The sequence below is a fragment of the Micromonospora sp. NPDC023966 genome, assembly GCF_040639095.1.
Classification (GTDB): domain Bacteria; phylum Actinomycetota; class Actinomycetes; order Mycobacteriales; family Micromonosporaceae; genus Micromonospora.
On sequence record NZ_JBEZZJ010000032.1, the window covers coordinates 14,518 to 27,549 of the forward strand.

At 76.9% G+C, this 13,032-nt stretch carries 9 protein-coding genes; 7 read left to right on the forward strand and 2 right to left on the reverse strand.

Annotated elements, in window-relative coordinates:
* Window positions 1–26 precede the first annotated feature (26 nt).
* The 3 genes from AB0F68_RS28195 to AB0F68_RS28205 are packed head-to-tail and all read left to right on the forward strand — an operon-like array spanning window position 27 to window position 6,830.
* The gene (locus AB0F68_RS28195; RefSeq protein ID WP_357343646.1) at window positions 27–5,738 is read left to right on the forward strand and encodes an SDR family NAD(P)-dependent oxidoreductase; all 5,712 of its coding nucleotides are present in this window, start codon (window positions 27–29) and stop codon (window positions 5,736–5,738) included.
* Between the two features lie 4 nt (window positions 5,739–5,742).
* Entirely contained in the window at window positions 5,743–6,177 is a 435-nt protein-coding gene (locus tag AB0F68_RS28200; protein ID WP_357343648.1) for an acyl-CoA thioesterase, read from the forward strand.
* Complete coding sequence (locus tag AB0F68_RS28205; RefSeq protein WP_357343650.1) at window positions 6,174–6,830, forward strand: NADP oxidoreductase; 657 nt, start codon at window positions 6,174–6,176, stop codon at window positions 6,828–6,830. Before AB0F68_RS28200 ends, AB0F68_RS28205 begins: the two co-directional genes overlap by 4 nt.
* Before the next feature lie 5 nt (window positions 6,831–6,835).
* On the opposite strand, the gene AB0F68_RS28210 is transcribed toward AB0F68_RS28205, so the two are convergent.
* Window positions 6,836–7,510 (reverse strand): helix-turn-helix domain-containing protein, encoded by a 675-nt coding sequence (locus AB0F68_RS28210; RefSeq protein ID WP_357343651.1) that lies wholly within the window; start codon window positions 7,508–7,510, stop codon window positions 6,836–6,838.
* 69 nt (window positions 7,511–7,579) lie between these two features.
* Between AB0F68_RS28210 and AB0F68_RS28215 the strand changes: the two genes are divergently transcribed.
* Window positions 7,580–8,506, forward strand: a complete 927-nt coding sequence (locus AB0F68_RS28215; protein ID WP_357343653.1) for a hypothetical protein — start codon at window positions 7,580–7,582, stop codon at window positions 8,504–8,506.
* Here AB0F68_RS28215 and AB0F68_RS28220 read toward each other — a convergent pair.
* A complete protein-coding gene (locus AB0F68_RS28220) occupies window positions 8,470–10,371 on the reverse strand; it encodes a BTAD domain-containing putative transcriptional regulator (RefSeq protein WP_357343655.1) in 1,902 nt (633 codons plus the stop codon). The genes AB0F68_RS28215 and AB0F68_RS28220 overlap by 37 nt on opposite strands.
* Window positions 10,372–10,479: 108 nt before the next feature.
* Here AB0F68_RS28220 and AB0F68_RS28225 point away from each other — a divergent pair, with 108 nt between their 5' ends.
* From AB0F68_RS28225 to AB0F68_RS28235, 3 genes are read left to right on the forward strand one after another with little or no spacing between them, the layout of a single operon-like run.
* A complete protein-coding gene (locus AB0F68_RS28225) occupies window positions 10,480–11,841 on the forward strand; it encodes an AarF/UbiB family protein (RefSeq protein WP_357343657.1) in 1,362 nt (453 codons plus the stop codon).
* A gap of 31 nt (window positions 11,842–11,872) precedes the next feature.
* Entirely contained in the window at window positions 11,873–12,439 is a 567-nt protein-coding gene (locus AB0F68_RS28230) for a hypothetical protein (protein ID WP_357343659.1), read from the forward strand.
* Window positions 12,436–13,008, forward strand: a complete 573-nt coding sequence (locus AB0F68_RS28235) for a copper resistance CopC family protein (RefSeq protein ID WP_357343661.1) — start codon at window positions 12,436–12,438, stop codon at window positions 13,006–13,008. The genes AB0F68_RS28230 and AB0F68_RS28235 overlap by 4 nt, the downstream gene beginning before the upstream one ends.
* Window positions 13,009–13,032: the final 24 nt, after the last annotated feature.

A 13,032-nucleotide genomic window follows, 5' to 3' on the forward strand; every position in this document is an offset into this window, starting at 1 on the left:
CTTTTCGTACGAGCAAGGAGACCGTGATGGTCGACGACGATGTGGTGATCGTGGGTCTGGCCTGCCGCTACCCGGCGGCGGACAACCCGGCCCAGCTGTGGGAGAACGTCCTCAACCGACGGCAGGCGTTCCGTCCGCTGCCGGCCGGCCGGCTGCCGCTGGCCGAGTACGGCGGCGACGGCCCCGACCAGACCACGGTCCGCCGGGCCGCGGTGCTGGACGGCTGGCACTTCGACCGGGCCCGCTTCCGGATCCCGGGCAGCACCTTCCGGGCCGTGGACCTGTCCCACTGGCTGGCGCTGGAGACCGCCGCGGACGCCCTGGTCGACGCCGGCCTGCCGGAGGGGGCCGGCACCGACCGGTCCCGAGTCGGCGTGGTCATCGGCAACTCGCTGACCGGCGAGTTCTCCCGGGCCGCCGCGATGCGGACCCGCTGGCCGTACGTGCGGCGGGCGGTGGCCGCCGGCCTGGTCGACGGGGGGCTGGCGACCGACGAGGTCGCGGCGCTGCTGGAGCGGGTCGAGCCGCGGTTCAAAGCGCCGTTCCCGGTGCCCGGCGACGAGACGCTGGCCGGCGCGCTGGCCAACACCATCGCCGGGCGGATCTGCAACCAGTTCGACTTCCACGGCACCGGCTACACGGTGGACGGTGCCTGCGCCTCGTCGCTGCTCGCGGTGATCACCGCGGCGGAGGCGGTGGCCGGTGGCCAGCTCGACGTGGCGCTGGCCGGCGGGGTGGACCTCAGCCTCGACCCGCTGGAGCTGGTCGGGTTCTCCCGGGTCGGCGCCCTGGCCGGGGACGAGATGCGGGTGTACGACGCCCGGCCCACCGGGTTCCTGCCGGGCGAGGGCTGCGGCGTGGTGGTGCTCGCCCGGGCCGGGTACGCGCTGGAGCGGGGGCTGCGCCCGTACGGGCGGCTGGTCGGCTGGGCGTCCTCGTCGGACGGCAGCGGCGGGCTGACCCGGCCGGAGGAGAGCGGCCAGCGGCTGGCGCTGCGCCGGGCGTACGACCGGGCCGGCCTCGAGCCCGGCGCGGTGCGGCTGGTGGAGGGGCACGGCACCGGCACCGCCGTGGGCGACGAGGCGGAACTGCGTGCGCTGCTCGGCGTACGCGGACCGGCCGCGCCCCCGGCGGTGCTGGGCAGCATCAAGGCGAACATCGGGCACACCAAGGCGGCGGCCGGGGTGGCCGGGCTGATCAAGGCGGTGCTCGCCGTGCACCGGGAGGTGCTGCCGCCGACCACCGGCTGCCGCCGGCCGCACCCGCTGCTCGCCGAGGGGGGCGCGCTGCGGGTCACCGACGAGGCCCGGCCCTGGCCGGCCGGCGAGCGGTACGCCTCGGTCAGCGCGATGGGCTTCGGCGGGATCAACACGCACGTGGTGCTCGGCGGGACGGCTCCGTCGGCGCCCCGGCCGCTCAGCGCGCACGTGCGGCGGCTGAGCCGGCCGCACCCGGACCACGAACTGGTGGTCTGCGGGGCGCCGGACGCGGCGGCGCTGACCGGGCTGCTGACCCGGCTCCGGGCGGCGTCGACCGCGCTGTCCCGCCCCGAGCTGACCGACCTGGCCGCCGGTCTGGCCGCCGGTCACCGGGGCGACGCCCCGGCCCGGTTCGCCGCCGCCGTCCGCGACGCCGACGAGCTGGTCACCGCCCTCGACCGGGCGCTCGGGCACCTGGCCGAAGGCGGCCGGCGCCTGCTCGACCCGGGTCGCGGGGTGTTCCTGGTGGTCGGGGAGCCGCTGCGGGTGGGGCTGCTCTTTCCGGGCCAGGCCGCCCCGGTGCACGCCGACCGGGGCGCGCTGGGGCAGCTCCTCGACGACGCGGACGCGCGGATCGGCGCCGGCCATCTTTCGGCCGCCGCGCCCGGCGGTGGTCCGGACCGCGTGAGGGCCGAGCCGGTCGACACGGCGGTGGCCCAGCCAGCCATCATCGCCGACAGCCTGGCCGGGATTCGCTGGCTGGAGCGGCTCGGCACCCGGCCGGTCGGCGCGCTGGGCCACAGCCTCGGCGAGCTGGCCGCGCTGAGCTGGGCGGGCGCGGTGGACGCCGAGGACACGCTGGCCCTGGCCCGGGCGCGCGGCGTGGCGATGTCCACCGCGACCGAGGTGCCCTCCGGAATGTTGTCGCTCCGGGCCGACCTGGCCGCCGCCCGGAAGCTGGCCGACGGGACCGGCGCGGTGGTGGCCGCGGACAACGGCGAGCGGCACGTGGTGGTGGCCGGCGCCCGGCCGGAGCTGGACCGGGTCGCCGTGGCCGCGCGCCGCGCCGGGATCGAGGCGACGCCGCTGCCCGTCTCGCACGCCTTCCATTCGCCGCTGATGGCCCCGGCCGCCGAGGCGTTGCGCGCGGCGGCCGGGCGGATCCCGTGGCGGCGGCCGGCGCGGCCGGTGGCGTCCACGGTCACCGGGGCGTGGTGGGCCGACGAGGACCCGGTGGAGGTGCTGGTCCGGCAGCTCACCGGGCCGGTCCGGTTCCGCGAGGCGCTGAGCCTGCTCGACGCCGACCTGCTGGTCGAGGTCGGCCCCGGGCGGATGCTGACCGCGCTGGCCGAGGCGGCCGGGCATACCGCGGTCAGCCTGGACGCCGGCGCGGCGAGCGCGGCCGGCGTGGCCGCCGGGACCGCGGCGCTCTTCGCCGCCGGCGCGGTCGACGACGTGACGCCCTTCTTCACCCCGCGGTTCACTTACCCGTTCGACTTGGACCGGAAGCGGGAGTTCCTGGTCAACCCGTGCGAGCAGGAGGTGCCGGCGGTGGCCCTGCCGACGCCCCGGGCCGCGACGCCGGACCCGCGCCCGGTTCCGGCGGCCCGCCCGGCGGCCGACGGCCGGGGCACCGCCGAGCTGGTCGCCGCCCGGGTGGCCGACCTGGCCGAACTGCCGGCCGCCGAGGTGGGCCCGGGCACCCGCCTCCTCGCCGACCTGCACCTGAACTCGATCCGGGTCGGGCAGCTCGCCGCCGAGATCGCCGGGGAGCTGGGCCGGGCGCTGCCCGCCACCCCGCTGTCCCTGGCCGACGCCACGGTGGGCGAGTTCGCCGCCGCCATCGAGGGGCTGCCGACCGCCGACGAACCCGCCGCCGAGCTGCCCGCGGCCGGGGTGGGCCCCTGGGTCCGGGTGTTCCGCCACCACCTGGTGCCCCGGCCGGCCACCGCCGCCCCGGCGACCGAGCCGCCCGGCTGGGATGTGGTCGGCCCGCTGGCCGGGCACCCGCACGCCGAGGCGGTGCGGACCGCGTTCCGGGTCGGAGCCGGGGTGACGGCGGGCCGGCTGCTCGCGCTGCCGCCGGGCCTGACCGACATTCCGACCGCCGACGTGGCCGCCGCGGTGCGCGCCGCGGCGGCCGACCGCCGGCCGCTGGTGGTGCTGCACCACGGCGGGGTCGGCGCGGCCGTCGGCCGCAGCCTGGCCGTGGAGGCCGGGGGGCCGGTGCTGGTGGTGGAGACCCCGCCGGGCCCGGCCGGCGTCCGGCTGGCCGCCGTCGAGGCGTCCCGGCCGTGGTCGGGCTACCAGGAGGTGGTGTACGGCGCGGACGGCGTACGCACCGTGCCGGTGACCCGGTTGCTGGACGGCCAGCCCCGCACCGACCGGCGGATCCCGCTGGGCCCGGGCGAGGTGTGCCTGGTGACCGGGGGCGCGAAGGGGATCGGGGCGGCCTGCGCGGCGGCCCTCGGCGAGGCCACCGGGGCGCGGCTGGTGCTCTTCGGTCGCAGCCCCGCGGACGACCCGGAGGTGGTCGAGGCGGTACGCCGCACGGGCGGGGTCTACCGGTCGGTGGACCTGGCCGACCCGGCGGCGGTGGCCGCGGCGGTCACCGCCGTCCGCACCGAGTACGGCCCGGTGCGCGGGCTGCTGCACGCGGCGGGTCGCAACGAACCGGCCCCGGTCACCGAGCTGACCGCCGAGGAGCTGGACCGCACCCTGGCCCCGAAGGCGTACGGCTTCGAGCACGTGGTGGCCGCGCTGGACCCCGACGAGCTGCGCTTCGCCGTGGCGTTCGGCTCGGTGATCGGCCGGGCCGGGCTCCCCGGTGAGGCCGCGTACGCCACCGCCAACGAGTACCTCTCCCGGCGCTGCGCGGAGCTGGCCGCCGCCGTGCCGCAGGTGCGTTGGCTGAGCATCGAGTGGTCGGTCTGGTCCGGGACCGGGATGGGCGTCCGGCTCGGCGTGCTCGACGGGCTGCTCCGGCGCGGGGTCAGCCCGATCCCGCCGGACGAGGGCACCCGCCTGCTGCTGGAACTGCTCGCCACGCCCGCGCTGCCGCCGGTGGTGCTGGTGGCCGGCCGGCTGCCGGTGAGCGACACCCTGGAGTGGGACGAGTGCGCCGAGGAGCACGGCCGCTTCCTGGAGTCGCGGCTGATCGGCACGCCCTGCGTGGAGCTGGTCAGCGAGGCCCGGCTCTCGCTCGGCGCCGACCCCTACCTGGACGACCACCGGATCGACGGCGCGGCCGTGCTGCCGGCGGTGCTCGGGCTGGAGGCGATGGCGCAGGCCGCCGCCGCGCTCGGCGCGAAGCAGGTGCCTACGGTGATCCGGGACGTGGCGCTGACCCGCCCGGTGACGGTCGGCGACCGGGAGCCGAGGCCGGTCCGGGTGGCCGCGCTGACCGGCGCGGACGGCACGGTCCGGGCGGCGGTGCGCAGCGCGGAGACCGGCTTCGCGGTGGACCATCTCACCGGCACGTACGGCGGCGCGGTGACCTCCGGCGAGCCGGTGCCGCCGCCCTCGACCGGGCTGCTGGTGCCCGGCGGCCCGCTCTACGGCCCGGCCTTCTTCCACGGCCCCCGGTTCCGGCGGGTGGCCGGCTACCACGGGCTGAGCGCCTACCGGTGCGTGGCCGAGGTGCACGCCGAGGCGGCGACCTGGTTCGGCGGGTTCCACGACCAGCGGCTGCAACTGGGCGACCCGGGGGTGCGGGACGCCTTCCTGCACCTGCTCCAGGCCTGCGTGCCGGACCGGCGGGTGCTGCCGGTCGGGGTGGACCGGATCGACATCCACGCCCGCCCGGAGGGCACCCTGACCGTCCACGCCCGACAGGTCGCCGAGGCGGGCGACGAGTTCCGCTTCGACCTCACCGTCATCGACGCGGACGGCTCGCCGGTGGAGCGCTGGACCGGGCTGCGGCTACGGGCGGTCGGCCCGGTGGACAACAGCGTCTGGCCGGCCGAGCTGATCGGGCCACTGGTGGCCCGGCGGCTGCGCCGCTGGCGGCCGGAGCTGCGGGTGGACCTGGCAGCGGCGCCGGCCGGACGGGCCGACCGGGAACGCAGCCGGGCGCTGGCCGGCTGGCTGCTCGGCGGCGAGATACGCGCCGACGCCACCGGCCGGCTCCGGCCCGGCGTACCGGTCACGCCGCTGGGGTGGCGCGGCATCAGCGTCAGCCATCTGGACGGGCACCTGCTGACCGCCACGGCGGACCGGCCGGTCGGGGTCGACTGGGAGGTGGTCACCGCCACCCCACCGTTGCCCACGGCGGCGGCCCGGGTCGCCGCGGCGCTGGCCCGGCTCACCGGCGAGGACCCGGCCACCGCCGGGACCCGGGTGTGGACCGGGCTGGAGGCGCTGGTCAAGGCCGGCGCGGCGGTGGACGCCCCGCTGGTGCTGCGCGACGAGACCGGGCCGGACGGCTGGGTGGCGCTGCACGCCGGCCGGCACGCGGTCTACGGCACGCTCGTGCCGGCCACGCCCGGGCCGGTCGCGGTGAGCCTGGCCGTCGCCGCGGACCCCGACGGGGAGGCGTGAGGAGATGCCCGACAGCTACGTCCACCGGCACGTGGTGACCTTCGACGAGACGAACCTGGTGGGAAACGTCTACTTCGCCCACTACCTGCACTGGCAGGGGCACTGCCGGGAGCACTTCCTGGCCGACCACGCGCCCGGCGTGATGGCCGCGCTGGCCGACGGGCTGGCCCTCGTGACGGTCGACTGCCACGCCGACTTCTACGCCGAGGGCAACGCGTTCGACGAGGTCGAGGTGCGGATGATGCTCGACCGGCTGGACGGCCACCGGATCGGGATGTCCTTCGACTACGTCCGGGTGTCGCCCGGTCCGCCGACGCTGCTGGCCCAGGGCCGGCAGACGGTGGCCTGCATGCGCCGGGGCGGGCACGGCCTGGAACCGGTCGAGGTGCCGGCCGAGCTGCGCCGGGCCCTGAGCCGGTACGCGGTGGTGGCCCGGTGATCGGCATCCTGGGCCGGGGCCGGATGGGCCGGGGGCTGGCCGAGGCGGTCCGGCAGGCCGGCCTCCACCCCCTCCTGGTGCCCGGGCGGGCCGACCCGCGCCGGGTGGCCGACCTGCTGGACCGGGCCGCGCTCGTGGTGCTCGCCGTGCCGTTCCCCGCCGCGGTCGAGTTCCTGCGGGGGCCGGCCGGGCGGCGTGGCCGGGGCCGCACCCTGGTCGACCCGACCAACCCGGTGTTCTGCGAGCCCTCGCTGGTGCCGCTCGGCCGCTCCGGCGGCGAACTGCTGGCCGAACTCGCCGCCGACCGGGCCGGCGGGCCGGACCACCCGGGCGAGGGCTGGCGGGTGGCGAAGGCGTTCAACACGGTGCCCGCCGGGGTGCTGGCCCGGTGCCGGGTCAACGGCCTGCCGGTGTCGCTGCCGGTGGCCGCCGACCATCCGGCGGCGCTGCGGGACGTCTTCGCGCTGGCCCGGGCGCTGGGCTTCGCGCCGCTGGACGCCGGGGGCATCCGGACGGCCCGCCACCTGGAGGCGCTGACCGGGCTGTTGATGGCGGTCAGCGACCGGCAGGGCCTGCGCGGCCAGGTCTCCATCCACATCGGCGTGCCGAGCGGTGAACGGACCGTGTGGGAGCCGGCGTGCCGGGCCGGCTGACCGGGTCAGCCGACCGGGTTGCCGGCGAGCCCGAGCAGCCGCAGGCAGCGCGACATGGCGGCCGGCGGCCCGGAGACCTGCACCGAGCCGGCGAGCACCGCCTCCAGCGGGTCCAGCCGCCGCACCCCGAGCTGGAAGAACGTCTTGGCGTCGGTCTTCACGTGCAGGGTCGGCTCGGGCGCCGCGGTGGGGTGCAGGACCGCCCGGCCGCCCTCCACCACGACGTGGAACTGCTCGCCGTCGACGTCGAAGCCGTAGACCTCGTCGATGCCGGGCGCGCGGGCGTCGTCGAGCATCGCGTCGGTGGCCAGGATGGCCCAGGCCGGCCGGGTCACCGACGCGGCCGGCGGCGGCTGGTGGGCGGCGTAGGTCAGGCCGAAGCGGGCCAGGCTCAGCACCGGCTCCCGCATCCGCTCGCCCAGCTCGGTCAGCGCGTAGCCCGCGGTCCGCCGGTGCGGATCGAGTGGCCGGACCAGTCCCGCTTCGACGAGGAAGCCGAGCCGGTCGGCCAGCAGGTTGGTGCCGATTCCTTGCAAAGCATCGAGGAGTTCGCCGTAGCGACGGGGCCGGATCAGCAGCTCCCGGACGATCAGCAGCGTCCAGCGTTCGCCGAGAACGTCCAGCGCATAGGCCAGTCCGCACTGTTGGTCGTAGGTGCGTCGGTCCTTCAGCAGCCCCATCGCTCGCTCCCTTTCGGGCATCCCATCCCTTCACTATTCCATGGTTCCGGCCACGGAGAGGACCGCCACATGACCGCCCTCGCCAGCTCCACTCCCCGTACCGAACTCACCCCCACCCGGCGCCGCCCGGTCGCCGCGGTCGCCGGCGTGCTCGGCGGCCTGCTGCTCGCCGTGCTCTGGTCCTTCGAGTTCGTCGATCACGTGATCGGCGACAACGTCGCCAACTCGATGCTCGGCACCGACGCCAAGCAGAGCGCCATCGCCGGCTCCGCGGCGGGGGTGGTGTTCGCCTTCGTCTCCGGCTTCGCCGGCACGTTCACCGCCTGCAACATCGCCGTGTTCGGCGCGCTGCCCGACGTCGCCGAGTGCTCGGCCGGCCCGCGCCGCGGCCGGCTCGCCGCCGCGCTCGCCCCGCTCGGCTGGCTGGCCCTCGGGCTGGTGTCGGTGGCGGCGGTGTACGGCTTCGTGGCCGTCCTGATCGGCTCCCGGCTGCCGCAGCTCTCCACGCACACGGTGGGCGACGGCCTTCCGGTCCGGCTGGTCCAGGCATCCGTGGTGTTCGGCGTGATCGGGCTGGCCTTCGCCTGGCTCGGCCTGGCCGCGCTGGGCCTGCTCCCCGACCCGTTCGCCGGCCGGCCGGTGGCCCGGCTGGTGACGCTGGGCGCGCTGGTCGGTGGCTTCCTGGTGGGCCGGCCGTACCCGCTGTTCCACAAGCTGCTGGAGCAGGCGGTGGAGAGCCACAACCCGTTCTACGGGGCGCTCGTGCTGGTGCTCCAGTCGCTCGGCAACGTGCTGATCATGGCGGTGCTGGCCCTGCTGCTGGTGCTCGGCACCCGCGGCGCCTTCCAGCGGTGGCTGTCCCGCCCCGGCCGGGCCGCCCTGCTGGTCGGGGTCAGCCTCCTGGCGCTCGGCGCGTTCCTGGTCTTCTACTGGGACGTCCGACTGCCCGCCATGTTCGGCTACGGCTGGTTCCCGACCATGCCGTGGAACGCCTGATGATCCCCGACGTTCCCCGGCCCGGCGGCGGCCGCCAGCGCCACCGTGCGGAGCAGCCCGAAGCGCGGGCCGTCCGGCCCGGGCCGGCGGTCCAGCAGGGACTCGTCGGCCAGCCGGTCGAGCACGGCCCCGAGCTCGGCCGGCGGGACCAGGTCCGCGCAGCTCGCGGCCGCCTCGTCGAGCGAGAAGCAACGGTCGCCACCGGCGCGCCGGGCCAGCCGGCCCAGGCAGGCCCGGTCGACCGGGGACAGCGTGGCCAGGGTGCGGTGCAGCGCGGCGCGCAGCGACCGGTGGTGCTGCGGATGGCCGCGCCGCTGCGGCCGCAGCTCGTCCAGCGGGTCGTCGACCCGGCGCAGCACCCCGTCGAGGCTGTCGGTGTAGAGGCAGGCGGCGGCGAGCTCGACCGCCAGCGGCAGGCCGTCCAGCCCGCGACAGATCCGGGCCACGGTGACGGCGTCCGCCGGGGAGAGGCGGAAGCCGGGCCGGACCAGCCCGGCCCGGTGCACGAAGAGGCGGACGGCCGGGTTGTCGGGCAGCGCGTCCGGGCTGTCCGTGTCGGGGAGCGGCAGGGGCGCCAGCCGGAACACCGCCTCGTGGGTGAGCCCGAGCCGGCGGCGGGAGGTGACCAGCATGGCCGTACGCGGACAGCGGTGCAGCGCGTGCTCCACCATCTCGCCGGCCCGGGCGCCGAGGTGCTCGACGTCGTTGAGCACCAGCAGCATCCGCTGGTCGCCGACGGCGCGCAGCGGGTCGGCGTTCGGCCCCGGCAGCTCCAGCGTCTCGGCCAGCAGGCGCAGCACCTCGCCGCAGTCCCGCGCCTCGGCGGCGTCGACCGTGGCCACCCCGTCGGGGAACGCGGCGGCGACCCGTTCGGCGACCGCCAGCCCGGTGGCCGACTTGCCGCAGCCGGCCGGCCCGACGATGGTGACGTGCCGGTGCGCGACCAGCAGCGTGGCGCAGCGGGCGACGTCGTCCTCGCGACCGATCAGCGGGCCGATGGCCGGGCCGGGACCGCGCCAGCCGGGCCGCCGGTCGGGTTCCGCCCCGGCCGGGGCGGCCGGGGACGGCGGTTCCACGCCCGGCTCCGGCTCGTCCCCGGCGTGCAGCAGGGCGGCGTACAGCCGGCGCAGCTCCGGGCCGGGCTCCACCCCGAGTTCGGCGCGCAGCCGGGCCCGGACGCTCAGGTAGTGGTGCACGGCGGCGGCCCGCTGCCCGCTGCGGGTGAGCGCCTCCAGGTAGCGGGCCTGCACCGCCTCCTGGAGCGGCTCGACGGCGGCGAGCTGCTCGGCCACCGGCAGCACCACCGACGCCTGGCCCAGGGTCAGCCCCACCGCGACGTGGCGCAGGCCGGCGTCGACCCAGTCGTCGCGCAGCGCGGTGAGGTGCCGGGGGCTGGCCAGCAGGCCGCCGAGGTCGGCCAGGGTCGGGTCCTGCCAGAGGCCGAGCGCCGCGTCGAGCAGCTCGAAGGCCTCGTGCGGAGCGCCGGCCGCCTGCCGGGCGCGGGCCCGGCAGAGCAGCTGCTGGAAGTGCGCCGCGTCGACGCGTTCCGGCGGCACGTCGAGCCGGTAGCCGCCGGGCACCGAGGCGATGACGTTGGTCCGGGCACGTGGCGCGGTGTCCGGCTCCAGCACCTGGCGCAGCCGGGCCACGTACGTCCGGACGAGGTGGTCACCGCTGGCCGGGGCGTCGTCACCCCAGACCGCCTCGGTGAGCGCGCCGAGCGGCACCGGCTGCCCGGGATGCAGGGCGAGGTAGCCGAGGACCGCGCGCTGCCGGGACGGCCCCAACGGGATCTCGGTGGTGTCGCGGAACGCGGCGACCGGGCCCAGAACCCTTATCCGGACAGTGTTTACGGCAGCGCCCATGTCGCCTCCCCCCATCAAGAGGCTATGGGATCTATAGAACCCTGTCCATGACAGTGCGCCACGTTCGGACTACCCAACGCACACCCGTCCCCGTGCAAGGAGGCGTTGATGCTCCCGGAGAACCCCCTCCCCGGCGACCGCCCCGCCGGACTCTCCCGCACCATCCCCCGCCAGTCCCGCCTCGCCATGGCCACCCGTGGCGCGTTGGTGCTGGCCAGCAGCGCCGCGTACCTGCTGCCGGCGGCGGCCGGCGCGGCGGTGCTGCGACCCCTGCGCGGCCGCACCGCGGCGGCCCGCTTCTTCTACCGCCGGCTGGTCCGGCATCTGCAACGGCTCGGGCCGGCGCCGGTCAAGTTCGGTCAGATCATGGGCACCCGGCGGGACCTGCTGCCGCCCCTGCTCTGCGACGAGCTGGGCCGGCTGCACGACCGGGTCCGGCCGATGTCCGGCCGTGAGCTGCGCCGCGCGCTGCGCGAGGCGTACGGCCCGCACCTGGCCCGGCACTTCACCGAGGTCGAGCGGACGGCGCGGGCCAGCGGCAGCATCGCCGGCGTCTACCGGGCCGTCCGGCCGGACGGTCGGGAGGTGGCGCTGAAGCTGCAACGTCCGGGCATCCGCCGCCGGATGGCGCTCGACCTGGCCCTCATCCACGGCGCCGCGGCGCTGGCGGAGAAGCTGCCCCCGGGCCGCGGGGTGCCGCTGGCCGAGCTGACCGGTTTCGTCTGCGCGGCGGTGCTCGGGCAGCTCGACTTCGCGGGGGAGCGGGCCAACCTGGCCGAGCTGCGGCGCAACTTCGCCGGGTCGGACAACGTCTGGATCCCGGCGACGCTGCCCGACCTGTGCCGGCCGACCTGCCTGGCCATGGAGTTCATTCCGGACCTGGTGGCCCGGCCGGTCGCCGAGATCGACCCGGCCCGCCGGCCCCGGCTGGCCGCCCGCACGGTGAGCGCCGTCTACCAGATGCTCTTCCTGGACGGCTTCGTCCACTGTGACCTGCACCCGGGGAACGTCTACTTCAAGGGACCCCGGGTGGTCGTGCTGGACGCCGGGTTCAGCATCCGGCTGAACCCGACCGTACGCCGGCAGTTCGCCGACTTCTTCCTCGGCCTGGCTCTCGGCCGGGGCCGGCAGTGCGGCGAGGTGGTGGTGGACAGCGCCGTCCGGGTGGCGCCGGACGCGGACGTCGAGGGCTTCATCAGCCGGGTGGCCGAGCTGGTCGAGCGGAACACCGGGGTGCCGGCCAAGGAGTTCCAGCTCACCCGCTTCGGCGCCGAGCTGTTCACCCTGCAACGGGACTTCGGCCTGTACGCCGCGTCCGAGTTCGTCTTTCCGCTGCTGTCCCTGCTGGTGATCGAGGGGACCGTCCGCGACCTGGACCCCGACATCGACTTCCAGGCGGCGGCCCGCCCGATGCTGCTGCGCGCCGCCGCCGAGACCGCCCACCTGGCCCCGCAACGCCGGGCGGGCTGACCGTCGCACCCGACTCTCCGAGGAGAAGATCGTGACCGACCGACCGCACACCGACCGCACCGGGCTGTTGGCCAGTTTGAACGGCCGTCACCACCGGACCGCCGTGATGCTGTTCATGCTGGTGGTCCTCGGGCACTGGGCCGAACACATCGCCCAGGCCGTGCAGATCTGGGGGCTCGGCTGGCCGGTGCCCGAGGCCCGCGGCGTGCTGGGCCTGCCGTTCCCCTGGCTGGTCACCTCGGAGTGGCTGCACTATGGCTACGCGCTGGTGATGCTCGTCGGTCTCTGGGCGCTGCGACCCGGCTTCACCGGCCGGGCCCGCACCTGGTGGACGGTGGCGCTGGCCATCCAGTTCTGGCACCACATCGAGCACCTGCTGCTGCTGATCCAGGCCCAGACCGGCGCGCACCTGGCCGGCCGGCCGGCGCCGACCAGCGTGCTCCAGTTCTGGTTCCCCCGCGTCGAGCTGCACCTGTTCTACAACGCGGTGGTGTTCCTGCCGATGGTGGTGGCCATGTACCACTACCTCCGGGACTCCGGTCGCCGGTCCACCGCGACCGCGCCGGACCGGGCCGCGCCGCACCGGGTGCCGGCATGACGCCAGCGGTTCCCCGCCGGGGCGCGGCGCTGCGCCGCGTCCCGGCGGTGCTGGTGCTGCTGATCGGCGCGGTGGTGCTGCTCCGGCCGCTGTTCCGGGCCCCCGAGGACCCGGTGGTGGCGGCCACGCCGGCCCGCGGGGCGGTGCTCGCCACCGCCCCGCCCGCCGTGGAGCTGGCCTTCGGCAGCCGCCCCCGCCGGGGCGACGCGCACGTCACGGTCACGGCCGCCGCCGGGCAGCGGGTCGACCGGGGCGCCACCACCGTCCAGGGCACGGGGGTACGCGAGACGCTGCCCCCGCTCGGCGAGGGCTGGTACGTGGTGGCGTACCACGTGACCCTCGCCGACGGCTCCGAGCCCAGCGGCGCGTACGCCTTCGCGGTCGGCCGCCCGGCGGGTCCGCCGCCCCCGGTGGACGCCGGGGCGGCGGCTCCGGCGGCGGCCGAGGGCCACGCCGGGCACGCCGGGCCGCCCGATCCGCTGACCCTGGTGGCGCTGGGCGCCAACGCCGTGGTGCTGGTGGTGCTGGGCGCCCGGCTGGCCTGGTGGCGACGCCGCCGGCGGTCCTGATGGGTGCCCACCGCCGGCGCCGCC

What these genes read in the sequence shown, in the direction of transcription:
- AB0F68_RS28195 (WP_357343646.1), top strand. Translation starts at nt 27, where the DNA reads ATGGTCGACGACGATGTGGTGATCGTGGGTCTGGCCTGCCGCTACCCG.
- AB0F68_RS28200 (WP_357343648.1), top strand. Translation starts at nt 5,743, where the DNA reads ATGCCCGACAGCTACGTCCACCGGCACGTGGTGACCTTCGACGAGACG.
- AB0F68_RS28210 (WP_357343651.1), bottom strand. Translation starts at nt 7,510, where the DNA reads ATGGGGCTGCTGAAGGACCGACGCACCTACGACCAACAGTGCGGACTG.
- AB0F68_RS28215 (WP_357343653.1), top strand. Translation starts at nt 7,580, where the DNA reads ATGACCGCCCTCGCCAGCTCCACTCCCCGTACCGAACTCACCCCCACC.
- AB0F68_RS28220 (WP_357343655.1), bottom strand. Translation starts at nt 10,371, where the DNA reads ATGGGCGCTGCCGTAAACACTGTCCGGATAAGGGTTCTGGGCCCGGTC.
- AB0F68_RS28225 (WP_357343657.1), top strand. Translation starts at nt 10,480, where the DNA reads ATGCTCCCGGAGAACCCCCTCCCCGGCGACCGCCCCGCCGGACTCTCC.
- AB0F68_RS28235 (WP_357343661.1), top strand. Translation starts at nt 12,436, where the DNA reads ATGACGCCAGCGGTTCCCCGCCGGGGCGCGGCGCTGCGCCGCGTCCCG.